13 protein-coding genes are annotated in these 14,193 nt (G+C 65.9%); 10 read left to right on the top strand and 3 right to left on the bottom strand.

Features of this window, described 5'->3' with window-relative positions; all coding sequences use genetic code 11:
• The first annotated feature begins 109 nt into the window (after positions 1-109).
• The 7 genes from dusB to JKF87_RS03895 all read left to right on the top strand — a co-directional run bounded on the left by dusB (position 110) and on the right by JKF87_RS03895 (position 9,018).
• Positions 110-1,165, top strand: coding sequence for a tRNA dihydrouridine synthase DusB (gene dusB / locus JKF87_RS03925; protein ID WP_201097497.1), 1,056 nt, complete (start codon positions 110-112; stop codon positions 1,163-1,165).
• A complete protein-coding gene (locus JKF87_RS03920) occupies positions 1,162-3,432 on the top strand; it encodes a sensor histidine kinase NtrY-like (RefSeq protein WP_201097495.1) in 2,271 nt (756 codons plus the stop codon). Before dusB ends, JKF87_RS03920 begins: the two co-directional genes overlap by 4 nt.
• Positions 3,433-3,441: 9 nt before the next feature.
• Entirely contained in the window at positions 3,442-4,848 is a 1,407-nt protein-coding gene (gene ntrX, locus JKF87_RS03915; RefSeq protein WP_201097493.1) for a nitrogen assimilation response regulator NtrX, read from the top strand.
• On the top strand, positions 4,848-5,711 hold the full coding sequence (locus JKF87_RS03910) for a D-amino-acid transaminase (RefSeq protein WP_201097491.1): 864 nt from the start codon (positions 4,848-4,850) through the stop codon (positions 5,709-5,711). The genes ntrX and JKF87_RS03910 overlap by 1 nt, the downstream gene beginning before the upstream one ends.
• A gap of 103 nt (positions 5,712-5,814) precedes the next feature.
• Positions 5,815-6,060 carry an RNA chaperone Hfq gene (gene hfq / locus JKF87_RS03905; RefSeq protein WP_003164861.1) on the top strand — a complete coding sequence of 82 codons (246 nt, stop codon included), beginning with the start codon at positions 5,815-5,817 and terminating at the stop codon, positions 6,058-6,060.
• Positions 6,061-7,374, top strand: a complete 1,314-nt coding sequence (gene hflX / locus JKF87_RS03900) for a GTPase HflX (RefSeq protein WP_201097489.1) — start codon at positions 6,061-6,063, stop codon at positions 7,372-7,374.
• Positions 7,375-7,377: 3 nt separating this feature from the next.
• A complete protein-coding gene (locus JKF87_RS03895; RefSeq protein WP_201097487.1) occupies positions 7,378-9,018 on the top strand; it encodes a Na+/H+ antiporter in 1,641 nt (546 codons plus the stop codon).
• A 3-nt stretch (positions 9,019-9,021) separates the two neighbouring features.
• Here JKF87_RS03895 and JKF87_RS03890 read toward each other — a convergent pair whose 3' ends face one another.
• The 3 genes from JKF87_RS03890 to JKF87_RS03880 are packed head-to-tail and all read right to left on the bottom strand — an operon-like array spanning position 9,022 to position 11,846.
• Positions 9,022-9,681 (bottom strand): HAD family hydrolase, encoded by a 660-nt coding sequence (locus tag JKF87_RS03890; RefSeq protein ID WP_201097485.1) that lies wholly within the window; start codon positions 9,679-9,681, stop codon positions 9,022-9,024.
• Positions 9,682-9,690: 9 nt separating this feature from the next.
• The gene (gene mazG, locus JKF87_RS03885; RefSeq protein WP_201097483.1) at positions 9,691-10,485 is read right to left on the bottom strand and encodes a nucleoside triphosphate pyrophosphohydrolase; all 795 of its coding nucleotides are present in this window, start codon (positions 10,483-10,485) and stop codon (positions 9,691-9,693) included.
• A complete protein-coding gene (locus tag JKF87_RS03880; RefSeq protein ID WP_201097481.1) occupies positions 10,482-11,846 on the bottom strand; it encodes an MFS transporter in 1,365 nt (454 codons plus the stop codon). The genes mazG and JKF87_RS03880 overlap by 4 nt, the downstream gene beginning before the upstream one ends.
• A gap of 380 nt (positions 11,847-12,226) precedes the next feature.
• Here JKF87_RS03880 and JKF87_RS03875 point away from each other — a divergent pair, with 380 nt between their 5' ends.
• The 3 genes from JKF87_RS03875 (at position 12,227) to ygiD (ending at position 14,179) form a co-directional block, all read left to right on the top strand.
• Complete coding sequence (locus JKF87_RS03875; RefSeq protein ID WP_370874296.1) at positions 12,227-12,844, top strand: D-alanyl-D-alanine carboxypeptidase family protein; 618 nt, start codon at positions 12,227-12,229, stop codon at positions 12,842-12,844.
• Positions 12,820-13,299, top strand: coding sequence for a hypothetical protein (locus tag JKF87_RS03870; RefSeq protein WP_307417372.1), 480 nt, complete (start codon positions 12,820-12,822; stop codon positions 13,297-13,299). The genes JKF87_RS03875 and JKF87_RS03870 overlap by 25 nt, the downstream gene beginning before the upstream one ends.
• A 76-nt stretch (positions 13,300-13,375) precedes the next feature.
• Positions 13,376-14,179: a 4,5-DOPA-extradiol-dioxygenase gene (ygiD, locus tag JKF87_RS03865; RefSeq protein WP_201097477.1), complete on the top strand. Its 804-nt coding sequence runs from the start codon at positions 13,376-13,378 to the stop codon at positions 14,177-14,179.
• The last annotated feature ends 14 nt before the right edge of the window (positions 14,180-14,193 follow it).

Here is a 14,193-nt window from a genome sequence, read left to right as displayed (position 1 = left end):
GCGGCCTTACTAATGCGCGATGCTGAAAAGGTCAGCGCTTTTCAGCGAAACCATCAAACCGCCGCTGTCAGGCTTGACGAACCCGGTCCCAATGCGGCGAAAGGCGGAAATGGCGAAGACCCTGCAAATCGGCGATGTGACGGTGCCCGGACAGGTGCTGATGGCGCCCATGACCGGCATCACAGACCTGCCGTTCCGTGTCCTGGCCTCGAAGCTGGGCGCCGCCTATGTCGCGACCGAGATGGTGGCGGCCAAGGAGCTGGCGCGCGCACGGCCTGACGTGGTGCGTCGGGCGGCTGTCGGCGCAGGTCTGCCGCTGACGGTCATCCAGCTCGTCGGGCGTGACCCGGATCAGATGGGCGAGGGGGCGCGGATGGCCGAAAAGGCGGGCGCCGACATCATTGACCTGAACTTCGGCTGTCCGGCCAAGGAGGTCACGGGATCGGCCGCAGGCTCGGCCCTGATGCGAACCCCCGATCTGGCGTGCCGGATCATGGCGGCGGCGGTTGCGGCGACCAGCCGTCCGGTGACGGTCAAGATGCGCCTGGGCTGGGATGACGACAGCAAGAACGCCGCCGAACTGGCCAGACGCGCCCAGGACATCGGCGTCAAGGCGGTGACGGTCCACGGCCGCACGCGCAAGCAGTTCTATACGGGTCAGGCGGATTGGGACGCTGTCGGCGCGGTCAAGTCGGCGGTCGAAATCCCCGTCATCGTCAACGGCGACATCATTACGGCGGAAGAGGCGCGTGAAGCCCTGGAGCGTTCTGGCGCGGATGGCCTGATGTTGGGGCGCGGGGTCTATGGCCGCCCATGGCTGGCGGCCCACCTGGAGCGGGCGCTGATCGACGGCGTCGCTCTGGCCGAACCTGACGTGGATGAGCGGTTGCAGATCGTGATCGAGCACCTGCGTGCGTCGGTCGCCTTCTATGGGATGCCGCTGGGACTTCGCATGTTCCGCAAGCACCTGGGTTGGTACATCGAGCAGGCGCCGTGGCCGACCGATCCGCAACACCGTCGCGAGGCAAAGGCAAGAATTTGCCGCCTTGATGATCCAGAGGCTGTTGAGCGAGAGATTGCTCAGCTTTGGCGGCGAAATTTGCTGAAATCCGGCAACTCTGTTGTTGAAAGCGCGACACAGGTGGGGGAGACTGCTGTGGCATGACGGATACGCCTCCCCCTGTGAGCTCCTTGCCCGACCTGGTGTCGGACGATGAGTCGTTCTGGGGGCGGCTGCAGGGTGAACGTGCGCGGGCCCTGTTCGGCCTGGCCTATGTCATCGCCGTCGTCATCACCGCAGCGACCATCTGGCTGGTGGCGGTGGCGCCCAGTGCGATTTCAGGCGGCGAAGGTTCGATCGGCAGCCAACTGGTGCTGTATGTCCTGATCGGCAATCTGTTCCTGATATCCGGTCTGGCCTTCCTGGTCGGACGGCGTGTCTTCGCCCTGGCGCGAAGCACCAATGAGGCGGGCTCGCGTCTGCACCTCAGGTTCGTCACGCTGTTCTCGATGGTGGCGGTGATCCCGTCGGTGCTGATCGCCCTGGTCTTCGGCATGCTGGTGACGCGGGGGGTCGATCAATGGTTCAGCCAGAACGTCCAGGCCTCAGTCGAAAACGGCGCCATCGTCGGGCGGGCCTATATCGACGACGTGTCGGGGACCATGGACTCCGACCTGGTGATCATCGCCGACCAGCTGACCGGCGCCCGCGGCCTGTTCGACAACCGCATCCGCTTCAACGACGCGCTGCAGCAGATCGGCGACATCTTCGGCTATCCGGCGGTCTATATTCTCAACAGCAAGGGCGAGGTTCTGGCGCGCGGCGAGTCCGCCAAGGCGCCGCCCTATCTGGCCCCCCCGCGCTCCGAGCTGGAAGCCGCAGCCGAGGGCGGCAAGCCGCCGCAGCAGGTCACGGAGCATCCGGACGCTGTGCGCTCGATCATCGCCCTGCCTGCCTATGGCGACGCCTATCTCTATCTGGTGCGCCCCCTGCAGGAGGGGCTGGTGGCGCGGATGAATGCGTCCAGCCAATCCATCGTCGCCTATCGTGATGCGCAGGAAAGCCGGGCGCGGATTCAGTCGGCCTTCATTCTCAGTTATCTGGAGACGGCGCTGCTGGTGCTGGTGGGGGCGGTCTGGCTGGGCATGTCGGCGGCCAGCAGCATCTCGGCGCCGATCGGGCGTCTGGTGAAGGCGGCGGGCCAGGTGGCGGGCGGCGACTTCACCGCGCGGGTCGACAGTCACGGCGCGCCTGCCGAGGTGGCGACCCTGTCTGAAGCCTTCAACCGCATGACCAGCGATCTGCAGGCCCAGCAGACGGCGCTGAAGGACGCCAGCGAAGAGGCGCAGGATCGAAGCAAGTTCATTGAAACCGTTCTGTCCGGCGTCAGCGCGGGGGTGATCGGTCTGGATCGGCTGGGGCGCGTATCCGCCATCAACGAAAGCGCTCTGCAACTGCTGCACATCGAAGAGGCCGAGGTGCTGGGTCATGAGCTTGGCGGCCTGTCGCCTGAACTCAGCGATCTGGTGCGCCGCGCAGAGGCCCATATCGAAGAAGACATCGACGTCAGCCGCGCTGGCGAGACCTTGCGCCTGCGGGTGCGGATCGAGGGCGGTCTGGGCGGCGAGATGGTGCTGACCTTCGACGACATCACGCGTCTGGTGACGGCCCAGCGCAACGCCGCCTGGCGCGACGTGGCGCGCCGCATCGCCCATGAGATCAAGAATCCGCTGACGCCGATCCAGCTGTCAGCGGAACGGTTGAAGCGGAAATATCGCTCTCGCATCGGCGAGGACGTGGAGATCTTTGACCGCTGCACCGACACCATCATCCGTCAGGTCGGCGATATCGGCCGGATGGTGGACGAGTTCTCGTCCTTCGCCCGGATGCCCGCGCCGCGCTTCGCCCAGGCGAATCCGGCCGAGATGCTGCGTGAGGCGGTGTTCGCACAGCGCGTCGCTGCGCCCGATATTGTCGTCAGCATGGTCGACCCTCTGCCCATGGCGACGCAGACGTGCGACGGCCGAATGGTGGGGCAGGCGCTGCTGAATATCCTGAAGAACGCCGGGGAAGCTGTCGCTGCGCGCCGACTGGCCGACGGCGTCCCTGCGGCCTCGGATCTGCCGGGCGTGATCACGTCGCTGACGATCACGGACGGCATCGCCACCTTTGCGGTCGAGGACGACGGCGTAGGCCTGCCTGCGCGCGACCGCGATCGGTTGACCGAACCCTATGTGACCACGCGCGAAAAGGGCACGGGGCTCGGCCTGGCCATAGTAAAGCGCATCTGCGAGGACCACGGCGGCGAGTTGAAGCTCGCGGACGCGGAAACCCTGCGCGGCGCGCGCGTATGTCTGATTTTCCCATTGAACCCACCCGGCAAGAACGGTGACGCATCGGAGCGCAAGCTTCTGAACGTCGCCGCCGAATAGCGAGGCAAGATGCGACCTACTGGTTCCGACATTCTGGTCGTCGATGATGAGGCTGACATCCGCGATCTGGTGTCCGGCCTTCTGGAGGATGAGGGGCACGCCGTGCGCGTAGCCGCCAACTCCGACGAGGCCCTGGCGGCTATTCGAGCGCGCAAGCCTTCGCTGGCCATTCTGGACATCTGGATGCAGGGCGGGGGCCTTGACGGGCTGGAGCTGCTTGAAGTCGTCAAGGAGATCGACCCCGACCTGCCGGTCGTGATGATCTCTGGTCACGGCAATATCGAGACGGCGGTGACGGCGCTGAAGCGCGGCGCCTATGACTTCATCGAAAAGCCCTTCAAGTCGGATCGGCTGGTGGTGGTGGTCGAGCGCGCCATCGAGGCCGCCAGCCTGCGTCGTGAGAACCGGCGCCTGCGCGCTGCAACCATGACGCCGTCGGGCCTGATCGGGCGCTCTCAGGCGGCGCAGGCCCTGCGCAGCACGATCGCCAAGGTGGCCCAGGCCAACAGCCGGGTTCTGATCTCCGGTCCGGCAGGTTCGGGCAAGGAGCTTGTGGCGCGCCAGATTCACGAGGGCAGCCCCCGTGCCCGCGCCGAGTTCGTGGCCATTTCCGCCGCCGGGATGACGCCGGAACGTCTGGATCTCGAACTGTTCGGCGAGGAAGGCCAGGACGGCCGCCCCAGCAAGATCGGCGTGTTCGAGCGCGCCCATAACGGCACCCTGTATCTGGACGAGATCAGCGACATGCCGCGCGAAAGCCAGAGCCGCATCCTGCGGGTTCTGGTCGATCAGCGGTTCCGGCGCGTCGGCGGCGAGCAGGATGTCCAGGTCGATGTGCGCGTGGTCACCTCGACCTCGCGCGACCTGAAGGCCGAAATCGCCGAGGGCAAGTTCCGCGAAGACCTGTTCCACCGCCTGAACGTGGTGCCGATCCGGGTTCCGGCCCTGTCGGAGCGCCGTGAGGATATTGCTGAACTGGTCGAATATTTCGTGGACACCATCAGCGCGGCGCAAGGCCTGCCCAAGCGGGTCGTCGGCGACGACGCCGTGGCGGTCCTGCAGGTTCACCCCTGGCCGGGCAACATCCGCCAACTGCGCAACAACATCGAGCGCCTGCTGATCCTGGCGACCGGCGATCCCAACGAAACGATCACCGCCGACATGCTGCCGCAGGAGGTGGCCACCTCGAACGGCGCCACGCCGTCGCTGGGCGCGGAACGCACCATCGCCTTGCCGTTGCGTGAGGCGCGCGAGGTGTTCGAGCGGGAGTATCTGGCGGCCCAGATCATGCGGTTCGGCGGCAATATCTCGCGCACCGCCGCCTTCATCGGCATGGAGCGGTCCGCCCTGCACCGCAAGCTGAAGTCGCTGGGCGTGTCGCCTGCGCGGGGCGGCGAAGAGGACGAACCGGCCTGATGTCACGCGTCGCCTATGTGAACGGCAGCTACAGCCCGCATGGGGAGGCCGTGGTCCATATCGAGGATCGCGGCTTCCAGTTCGCCGACGGCGTCTATGAGGTCTGGGCGGTGTTCGACGGCAGGCTGGCGGATTTCGACGGCCATATGACCCGGCTGCATCGCAGTCTGACCGCACTGCGGATCGCCATCCCCATGTCGGTCGCGGCGCTGACGCAGGTGCTGCGTGAGACGATCCGGCGCAACCGCGTGCGCAACGGCCTGGTCTATCTGCAGGTCACGCGCGGCACGGCGCGGCGCGACCACCCGTTTCCGGCCGCCGACACGCCGCCCAGCGTCATCGTCACCGCCAAGTCAGTCAATCTGTCACGCGGCGAGGCCCAGGCGCTGAAGGGCGTCGCCGTCCTGACGCAGCCGGACATCCGCTGGGGGCGTTGCGACATCAAGACGGTGGGGCTGCTGCCCAACGTCCTGGCCAAGCAGGCGGCTCGGGAGGCGGGCGCCTATGAGGCGTGGATGGTCGATGACATGGGGCTGGTGACCGAGGGGGCCTCGACCAACGCCTGGATCGTCGATGAACACGGCAAGCTGCGTACGCGCGATGTGCAGGCCAACATCCTGAAAGGCTGCACGCGCACCAGCCTGATGGCGCTGATCGCCGAACATGGTGTCGAACTGGACGAACGCGCCTTCAGCGTCGATGAGGCGAAGCGCGCCCGCGAGGCCTTCTTCACCGCCGCCGGGGCCTTCGTCACGCCCGCCATATCGATTGACGGGGCCAGGATCGGGGACGGCAAGCCCGGACCCATCACGACCCGCCTGCGCGCCCTTTATCTTGAACAGGCGCGAAGAGACGCCATTTAGGCCGTTGCCCGAGCGGGGAGACGGCGTTTAAGGTCGCCTTTGGCCGTTCCGGCCCCGCGCCGGCTAACCGGCGACGAACAACAAAGAACAGGAACAACCTGCCATGTCGCAAGACAAACGTCAGAACCTTCAGGACACCTTCCTCAACTCGGTCCGCAAGACCAAGACGCCGCTGACCATCTTCCTGGTCAATGGGGTCAAGTTGCAGGGCATCGTGACCTGGTTCGACAACTTCTGTGTGCTGCTGCGCCGCGATGGCCAGTCCCAGTTGGTGTACAAGCACGCCATCTCCACCATCATGCCGTCCGCGCCCGTGCAACTGTACGAGCCCGACGCCGAAGAAGACTGATTGACCCAAAAGCTTATTGATCACGCCGCCCCCGTTCAGCGGGCGGTAGTCATCCACCCCGACGGACGGTCGGAATCGCCTCGTCTGGCCGAAGAACGGCTGGAGGAGGCAACCGGCCTTGCCCGCGCCCTCGATCTGGACATCCAGGGCGAGGAGATCGTGCGCGTGCGCAAGGTGACGCCCGCCACCCTGTTCGGAACCGGCAAGGTCGAGGAACTGGCCGCCCTGATGCGCGCCGCCGAGGCCGATGTGGCCATCATCGATGACGCCCTGACCCCGGTGCAGCAACGCAATCTGGAAAAGGCGTGGGAGGTGAAGGTCATCGACCGCACCGGCCTGATCCTGGAAATCTTCGGCCGCCGCGCGCGGACCAAGGAAGGCCGCCTGCAGGTCGAACTGGCGCGGCTGGACTACGAGCGTTCGCGTCTGGTGCGGACCTGGACCCACCTTGAGCGCCAGCGCGGCGGCACCGGCTCGACCGGCGGCCCCGGCGAAACCCAGATCGAGCTGGACCGACGCCTTATCGCCGACCGTATCGTCAAACTGAAGGCTGAACTGGAAGAGGTGCGCCGCACGCGTGGCCTGCACCGCAAACAGCGCCAGAAAGTGCCGTTCCCGACCATCGCCCTGGTGGGCTACACCAATGCGGGCAAGTCGACCCTGTTCAACCGGCTGACGGGATCAGAGGTCTTCGCCAAGAACCTGTTGTTCGCCACGCTGGACACGACCCAGCGCACGATCCGGCTGCCGCAGGGCCGACCGGCTATTGTGGCGGACACCGTCGGCTTCATCTCCGATCTGCCGCACGAACTGGTCGAAAGCTTCCGCGCCACGCTGGAAGAGGTCGGTGAGGCCGATCTGATCCTGCATGTCCGCGACATCGCCTCCGCCGACAGCGACGCCCAGGCCAAGGATGTCGAAGCGGTTCTGAAACAGATCGAGACGCCGGAGGGCAAGACCCGCCGCGTGCTGGAGGTCTGGAACAAGATCGACCTGCTGGACGAGGAGGCGCGCGAGGCCGTTCTCGGTCAGGCTGAACGGCTGGCGAAGGAAGGCGAGGCGGTCGCCGTGTCCGCATGGACGGGCGAGGGGATCGAGCCTCTGCGCGAAACCATCGCGGGACTGATCGACGACGACCCCGAGACGCGGATGACCCTGGCCCCCGAACAGGGTGAAGCGTTGGCGTGGCTGTATGAGCATGGGCGGGTGACGTTCCGCGAGACGGATGATCTTGGCCGCACTCATGTCATGGTGCGGCTGCACCCTGCGGCGCTCGGACGTTTCGAGCGGCTTTATCCCGACCTGGTCGACTGACACATGCATCTGATCGAGACCGTACTGCTGCTGCTTCTGGCCGTTGTGGTGTCGGGCTCGATCGCCAAGATCACACGGATCGCCCTGCCTCTGGTGCAGATCGGTCTGGGCGCGTCGCTGGTGCTGATCACCGGCAGCACGGTGGATCTAGAGCCGGATGTCTTCTTCCTGCTGTTCCTGCCGCCGCTGCTGTTTCTGGATGGCTGGCGCATCCCCAAGGAGGCTCTGTTCCGGGACCGGGCGGTGATCCTGGAGCTGGCGCTGGGGCTGGTGCTGTTCACGGTCGTTGGCCTGGGCTTCCTGATCTGGTGGATGATCCCGGAGATGCCGCTGCCGGTGGCCTTCGCCCTGGCCGCCATCCTGTCGCCGACCGACCCTATCGCAGTGAAGGCCATCGCCGCGCGGGCGCCCATCCCCAAGCGGCTGATGCATATTCTGGAGGGCGAGTCGCTGCTGAACGACGCGAGCGGCCTGACCTGCATGCGGATTGCGGTGATCGCGGCGACGACGGGCGCCTTCTCCATCGGTCACGCGATAGGGACTTTCGCCTGGCTGGCGGTGGCGGGCGTCGCGGTCGGCGTTCTGGTCACCATGGCGATCAGCTGGGCCAAGAACTGGGTCAACAAGCGCTGGGGCGAGGATGCGGGCGCCCAGGTTCTGATCAGCCTGCTTATTCCGTTCGCGGCCTATCTGGTGGCGGAAGAGCTGAATGCTTCGGGCATTCTGGCCGCTGTGGCCGCCGGGATCACCATGAGCTTCACCGAGCGCGGCGGTGTGGGCGGAAACCAGTCGCTGGCCATGACCCGCATCCGGCGCGGCGTTGTCTGGGACACGGTTCAGTTTGTCGCCAACGGCTTCATCTTCGTGATCCTGGGCGAGCAGATGCCGTCGATCATGGCGCGCGCGGCGGAGGTGGTGGCCGGGACCAGCCGTCCTGAAATCTGGTGGCTGGCGGTCTATGTCTTCGCCATCGTGGCGGCGCTGGCGGCGCTTCGGTTCATCTGGGTGTGGACGTCGCTGAAGCTGACGCTGTTTCGTCGTCGACACAGAGGGCCGCAGCCCAAGGTGGGCCTGCGTCTGACCATGGTGATGTCGTTGGCGGGCGTGCGCGGCGCGATCACGCTGGCGGGCATACTGACGCTGCCGTTCTTCGTGGCGGACGGCACGCTGCTGCCGTCGCGTAATCTGGCGATCTTCCTTGCGGCGGGCGTGATCATCGTCTCGCTGCTGGTGGCGACTATCGCCTTGCCGCGCCTGCTGCAGGATGTCGAACTGCCGCCTGAACCATCGCATGAGGTGGAGGAGGACCGGTGCAGGGTCGCCGCCGCATCCGCCGCTTTGCGCGCCATTGAAGACGCGTCCCACGCCATGGCCGAGAGCAAGCCCGATCCGGACCTCTATGCCGAGGTCGCCAGCCGGATCATGGAGGTCTATCGCCGCCGCATCGAGACCCACACGCATGGCGCGGAGGACGACGCCGCCGTGACGCGCAAGATCGACCGGGTCGAGCGTGAACTGTGGCTGGCGGGGCTGGCGGCGGAACGGTCGGAGCTGGGCCGCCTGATGCGCCTGCGCCAGATCGACGAAGTCACCGCACGTCGCATGATCCGTGAAGTGGACCTGCAGGAAATCCGCTATCTGTGAGGATCAGCGATCCATGAAGGCGGCGACGGCGTCATAGCTGTTGGCCACATGGTGCGCGCCCTTGGCCGTCAGTCGCTGGGCCAGACCCTCGCGCACATGGCCGCCCGCCGTCAGCCCGACGACCGTCATGCCGGCGGACAGGGCCGCCTGCACCCCCGCCTCGCTATCCTCGATCACCAGGGTGCGCGCCGGATCGACGCCCAGCGTCCTCGCGGCATAGAGGAAGACGTCGGGGTGGGGTTTGCCGCGATCGACGTGCAGGGCGGCGCTATAGACCCGGTCGGCGAACATCTCGGACAGGCCGAACCGGTCCAGCCCCAGAGACAGCCAGTCCGGTCCGCTGGATGAGGCGATGCAGCGGGTTTCGGTCCGGCTGTTCAGAAACTCGATCAGGCCGGGCACCGGCCCCATTTCAGACTGGGCGCGTTCTCTGGAAATCCGTGAATAGTTGATGTGAAACTCATCTGGGCAGGGCCGTCCGTGCCGCGCCTCGACCAGGGCGCGGTTGTCGCGCCAGCGCCGCCCGACATATTCGCTCAACACCTCGTCCAACGTGGTCGGCAGTCCCAGCGCGGTGAGCTGTTCCGCCATGATGGTGCTGGTCAGAAGCTCGCTGTCGGCGACGACGCCGTCATAGTCGAAGATGATAAGGTCGTAGGTCACGCGCGGCGCTCAGTTCTTTGCAGCGGTCTTCTCTGCGACCTTTGCGGCGTCCCAGAGGCGATCCATTTCTTCCAGTGTCGATTGGTCGGGCGTGCGCCCATCCCTGGCCAGTTCCGCCTCGATGAAGCCGAAACGGCGGACGAATTTGGCGTTGGCGGCGCGCAGGGCGTCTTCGGGCTCTACGTCCAGCTTGCGGGCCAGATTGGCGACGACGAACAGCAGGTCGCCCAATTCCTCGCGCGCCTTGGCCTTGTCGCCAGCCTCGATCTCGACGCGCAGTTCCTCTACCTCCTCCGCCAGCTTGTCGAACACCTCGTCGGTCGAGGGCCAGTCGAAGCCGACACGGCCTGCGCGCTTGGTCAGCTTGGCGGCACGGGTCAGGGCGGGCAGGCCCACAGGCACGTCGTCCAGCACGCCGGGCTTCTGGCGGTCCTTTCGCTCGGCAGCCTTGATGACCTCCCAGGCGATGGTCTGTTCTTTCGAGGATCGCTGGGCCTCTTCGCCGAAGACATGGGGATGGCGGCGTTCCAGCTTTTCGGAAATCGCGGTCACCACGTCGTCAAACGCGAACAGCCCCTGTTCCTCGGCCATCCGGGCGTGAAACACGACCTGAAACAGCAGGTCGCCCAGTTCGCCTTTCAACTCGGTCAGGTCGTTGCGCTCGATGGCGTCGGCGACCTCATAGGCTTCTTCGATGGTGTAGGGGGCGATGGTGGCGAAGGTCTGCTCCACGTCCCAGGGGCAGCCGCCGTCCGGGTCGCGCAGTTTCTCCATGATGCCCAGCAGGCGGTCGATGGGCCTCAAGACTGCGCTCCATCGCGGGTTTCCAGCGCAAGCCGGATTTCATCGTGACGTTTGGGCGTCAACGGATAGCCCTTCAGCACCAGTGCGGCGGCGGCCAGCAGCAGGCCGGGAACCAGAATGAACAGGATCTGCAGGGTCACAAGCGAGAACTCGCTGTTGCCCTCTGGTCCCGGCAGCGCCTTGAACCCAACCCATTGCAGGATGAGGTAGGGGATCAGGGCCACGACGTGCCCGATCTTGGTCGTCGCGGACAGGACCGAGAACATCAGGCCGGTGCGGTCCACGCCAGTTTCAAGCCGCACCTCGTCGCCCGCGTCCGCCATCATGGCGCGCAGCAGGAACAGGCCCGCTGCATAGGGCAGGCCTGCGATGAACATGACCACCGCCGTGACGGCGAAATTGCCGCCGGGCACAAGCGTCGCGCCGATGTAGAGGACTGCGAAGATCAAGCTGGCGATGGCCAGGGCCTTGTCCTTGCCGACCTTGGTGGCCAGCCAGGCCCAGATGGGCGCGCCGCACAGGCCGGCGATGAAATAGCACAGCATGAACAGGCCGGCCTGGCTGTGGTCATAGCCCTTGATCTGGCCGAAGAAGAAGAACAGCAGCGAGCCGGTGATGCCCGGCGCCACGCCCAGCAGCAGGTCTGCGATCAACAGCTTGCGCACCGTCGGCATGGTCAGAAGGTTCAGATAGGCGCTGGCGCCGCCATGCGGCTGCTGGCCCGAATTAACCGGCTCGGGCACGGCGAACATGGCCAGTCCGATGGTCAGGGGCAGGGCGATCAGGATGGCCCAGCCCATGATCCGCACGCCGTCGGCATAGCTGCCGATGCCGGTCTGGACCACCACCGTCGGCAGGACCAGGATCAGGATGACGCCGATGATGTTGAACACCTGCCACCAGCCATAGACGCGGCTGCGCTGATCATACTGGGGCGCCAACACCGCCGCCCAACCCAGTTGGCCCAGGGTGCCGATGGAAAAGCCGAGGTACAGGACCAGCAACCAGCCAAACAGATAGGCCGGGCCTGCGCCGGGCTGGACCACGACAAACATCATGAAGGCCGACAGCATCAGAATGGGCGTCGAAATCGCCATCCACGGGCGATAGCGGCCGAAGCGGGTCTTGGTCTTGTCCATGCCCCAGCCGATGAAGGGGTCGAACACGATGTCGATCAGGCGCACGGCCATGAAGACGGCTGCGACTACGCCCAACTCCAATCCGACATGGGTGGCGTAAAACTCGGGCAGGGTGACGGGCAGGGCGACGCCGAACGCCGCCAATGGCAGGCAGGGACCGGAAAAGGCGGCCAGCACGGCGTTGGAGCGCCGGGGGGCGGTCGTCGCAGGGGCGGTCGACATGCGTCGTTCCGAAACGGCGCGGCGCGAGTCGGCCGCGCGTCACCATGCCAGCGATTGATGAAGCTTGCACCGGGACTTGTGCGATCACAGGTCAGGCATTCGGACTTGTCGGAACCGGCGGCTTGAGGCTTCCTTAGGTCATGTTGCGAAGTCTGATTGCGTTTCTGATCCTTGGGCTTGCGCTGACGGCGGCGGGCGGCGCGCGGGCCTCTGGTCCCTGCCACGCCGACACCGGCGACTGGAACGAGCAGGGACTGGCCAACGCCGCCTCTTTCTACACGCTGGAATGGGCGCCGTTCGGCGCCGCTGAGTGGGGATGGGAGACCTATCTGCCGCTGATCCAGCAGGAGATCGGCACGGATTGCGGACCGGGAACGCCAATCTTCGCCACGCGGCTGGCCGCCTTCCAGCAGACCTATGGCTTGCCGCCCACGGGCGTGTTCGACGCCGCGACCTTCCAGGTGTTCCGCGGCGTATGGCAGGAACGCCGCCCCTTCGTGATGGCGCGCCTGCGTCAGGAATGTCCCGAGCCGCCGCCGATCAATCAACTGGGCTATCTGGTGGCGTCAGAGGAACACGCGGACCGTCTGACGCGGCTATTGAGGCGTGATGTCCTGGACGCCTATCGCCGACTGGTCGCAGCGGCGCGGGCGGAGGTTCCAGAGGCGGAGGCCGATCCGGAGCTGCTGCAGATCTTCTCCGGCTTCCGCGACCCGGAGGCGGACGCTGCGCGGTGCGCACAGGATCGGAACTGCGACGGCCTGCGCCGCGCCGTCTGTTCGCCGCACCGCACCGGCACGGCGGTCGATCTGTATGTGGGGCAGTTGCAAGGCATGGGCGTCGACTCCACCGCCGCCGCCAGCCGTCAGCACATGAGCCGCACAGCCACCTATCGCTGGCTGGTCGCCAATGCAGGGCGTTTCGGCTTCGTGCCCTATGTCTTTGAACCCTGGCACTGGGAGTATGTGAAGCCGTGGGACGACTCCTTCGCGCCCTGACCGATGGCGAGGCCGCGCTGGCGCGTGAGGCGTTCGGCGACGCCGTCCGTCTGGACACCGTGCGGCTGATCGGCTGGCCGTTCGCGCGGGCGTTCGTCGCCGGACGCTGGTTCGGGCGGGACTGGATCGTCTGGCCTGCGCGGGCTTTGGTTGAGGATTTCGCATCGGCGGCCCTGGGCGTGCAGGGGGTGCTGGTGCACGAACTGACCCATGTCTGGCAGGCGCAGCAGGGGGTGAACCTGCTGTTCGCCAAGCTTAAGGCGGGCGACAGCGTCGCCAGCTACACCTATGCCGCCGACGACACCTGCCGATGGGAGGGCTTGAACATTGAGCAGCAGGCCATGCTGGTCGAGCATCGGTTTCACGCGCGACGCGGGCTGACGGCGCCCGCGAGCCTGAGCTTCTATGACGCGGTGTGTCCGTTTGAAGTTTCGGATCGGCAAGAGGGCTCTTGATCTAAGATGCATCAGCTCCCAAATCTGGAACTGTAGCAGTGACTAATGGTCGCTGCATTGGATGGAGTTTCAAACCATGACTGCCGGGCAAGTCCATAGCGCAGCTTCGAACGGCGGGGCGACGCGTCAACCGGCTGTCTTCTTCGGCCATGGTTCGCCGATGAATGCGCTGGGCGGGCCATTCGCAGATGCGTGGCGCGAACTGGGCCTGTCCGTTGGAAAGCCGACTGGCGTGGTCATGGTGTCCGCTCACTGGGAGACGCGCGGCCTGGGCGTCACAGCGCAGGAACGGCCCGAAACCATCCATGATTTCGGCGGTTTCCCACAGGCGCTTCATGATGTGCAGTATCCGGCGCCGGGGTCGCCAGAGCTGGCGGCGCGGGTGGCGCAACTGACCGGCGCCGTCCAGACCCAGCAGTGGGGACTGGATCACGGGACATGGTCCGTGCTGGTTCACGTTTGGCCAGAGGCGGACGTGCCGGTCGTTCAACTGTCGCTGAATCGCGACCTGACAGCGCGCCAGCATTACGAACTGGCCAGGGCGCTGCGGCCCCTGCGCGATGAAGGCGTCATCATCGCCGGATCGGGCGACTTCGTTCACAATCTGCGGACCTGGAAGCGCGAGCCGGGCGCCGAACCCTATGGCTGGGCGACCAGCTTCAACGAGGCGGTGAAGCACGCCTTCGAACGCGGCGACCACGAGGCCCTGATCAACTGGGTCGGCCTGGCTGAGGACGCGCAAATGAGCGTGCCGACGGACGAACACTATCTGCCGGTCCTCTATGTCGCCGCGCAGCAGGAGCCGGGCGAGCCCGTGGCCTTCTTCAACGACAGCATCGACGGCGGGTCGATTTCGATGACGGGCGTGCGGATCGGCTGATCCGCACGCGCAGA

Origin of the sequence: Brevundimonas nasdae (assembly GCF_016654005.1) — a bacterium.
Taxonomy (GTDB): domain Bacteria; phylum Pseudomonadota; class Alphaproteobacteria; order Caulobacterales; family Caulobacteraceae; genus Brevundimonas; species Brevundimonas nasdae.
This window is presented reverse-complemented; position numbering and strand designations above follow the sequence as displayed.

Bases quoted from the DNA above. Each gene is read 5' to 3' on its own strand.
- ntrX (WP_201097493.1), top strand. From the start codon at position 3,442: ATGCGACCTACTGGTTCCGACATTCTGGTCGTCGATGATGAGGCTGAC.
- JKF87_RS03880 (WP_201097481.1), bottom strand. From the start codon at position 11,846: ATGTCGACCGCCCCTGCGACGACCGCCCCCCGGCGCTCCAACGCCGTG.
- dusB (WP_201097497.1), top strand. From the start codon at position 110: ATGGCGAAGACCCTGCAAATCGGCGATGTGACGGTGCCCGGACAGGTG.
- JKF87_RS03910 (WP_201097491.1), top strand. From the start codon at position 4,848: ATGTCACGCGTCGCCTATGTGAACGGCAGCTACAGCCCGCATGGGGAG.
- ygiD (WP_201097477.1), top strand. From the start codon at position 13,376: ATGACTGCCGGGCAAGTCCATAGCGCAGCTTCGAACGGCGGGGCGACG.
- JKF87_RS03895 (WP_201097487.1), top strand. From the start codon at position 7,378: ATGCATCTGATCGAGACCGTACTGCTGCTGCTTCTGGCCGTTGTGGTG.
- JKF87_RS03920 (WP_201097495.1), top strand. From the start codon at position 1,162: ATGACGGATACGCCTCCCCCTGTGAGCTCCTTGCCCGACCTGGTGTCG.
- hfq (WP_003164861.1), top strand. From the start codon at position 5,815: ATGTCGCAAGACAAACGTCAGAACCTTCAGGACACCTTCCTCAACTCG.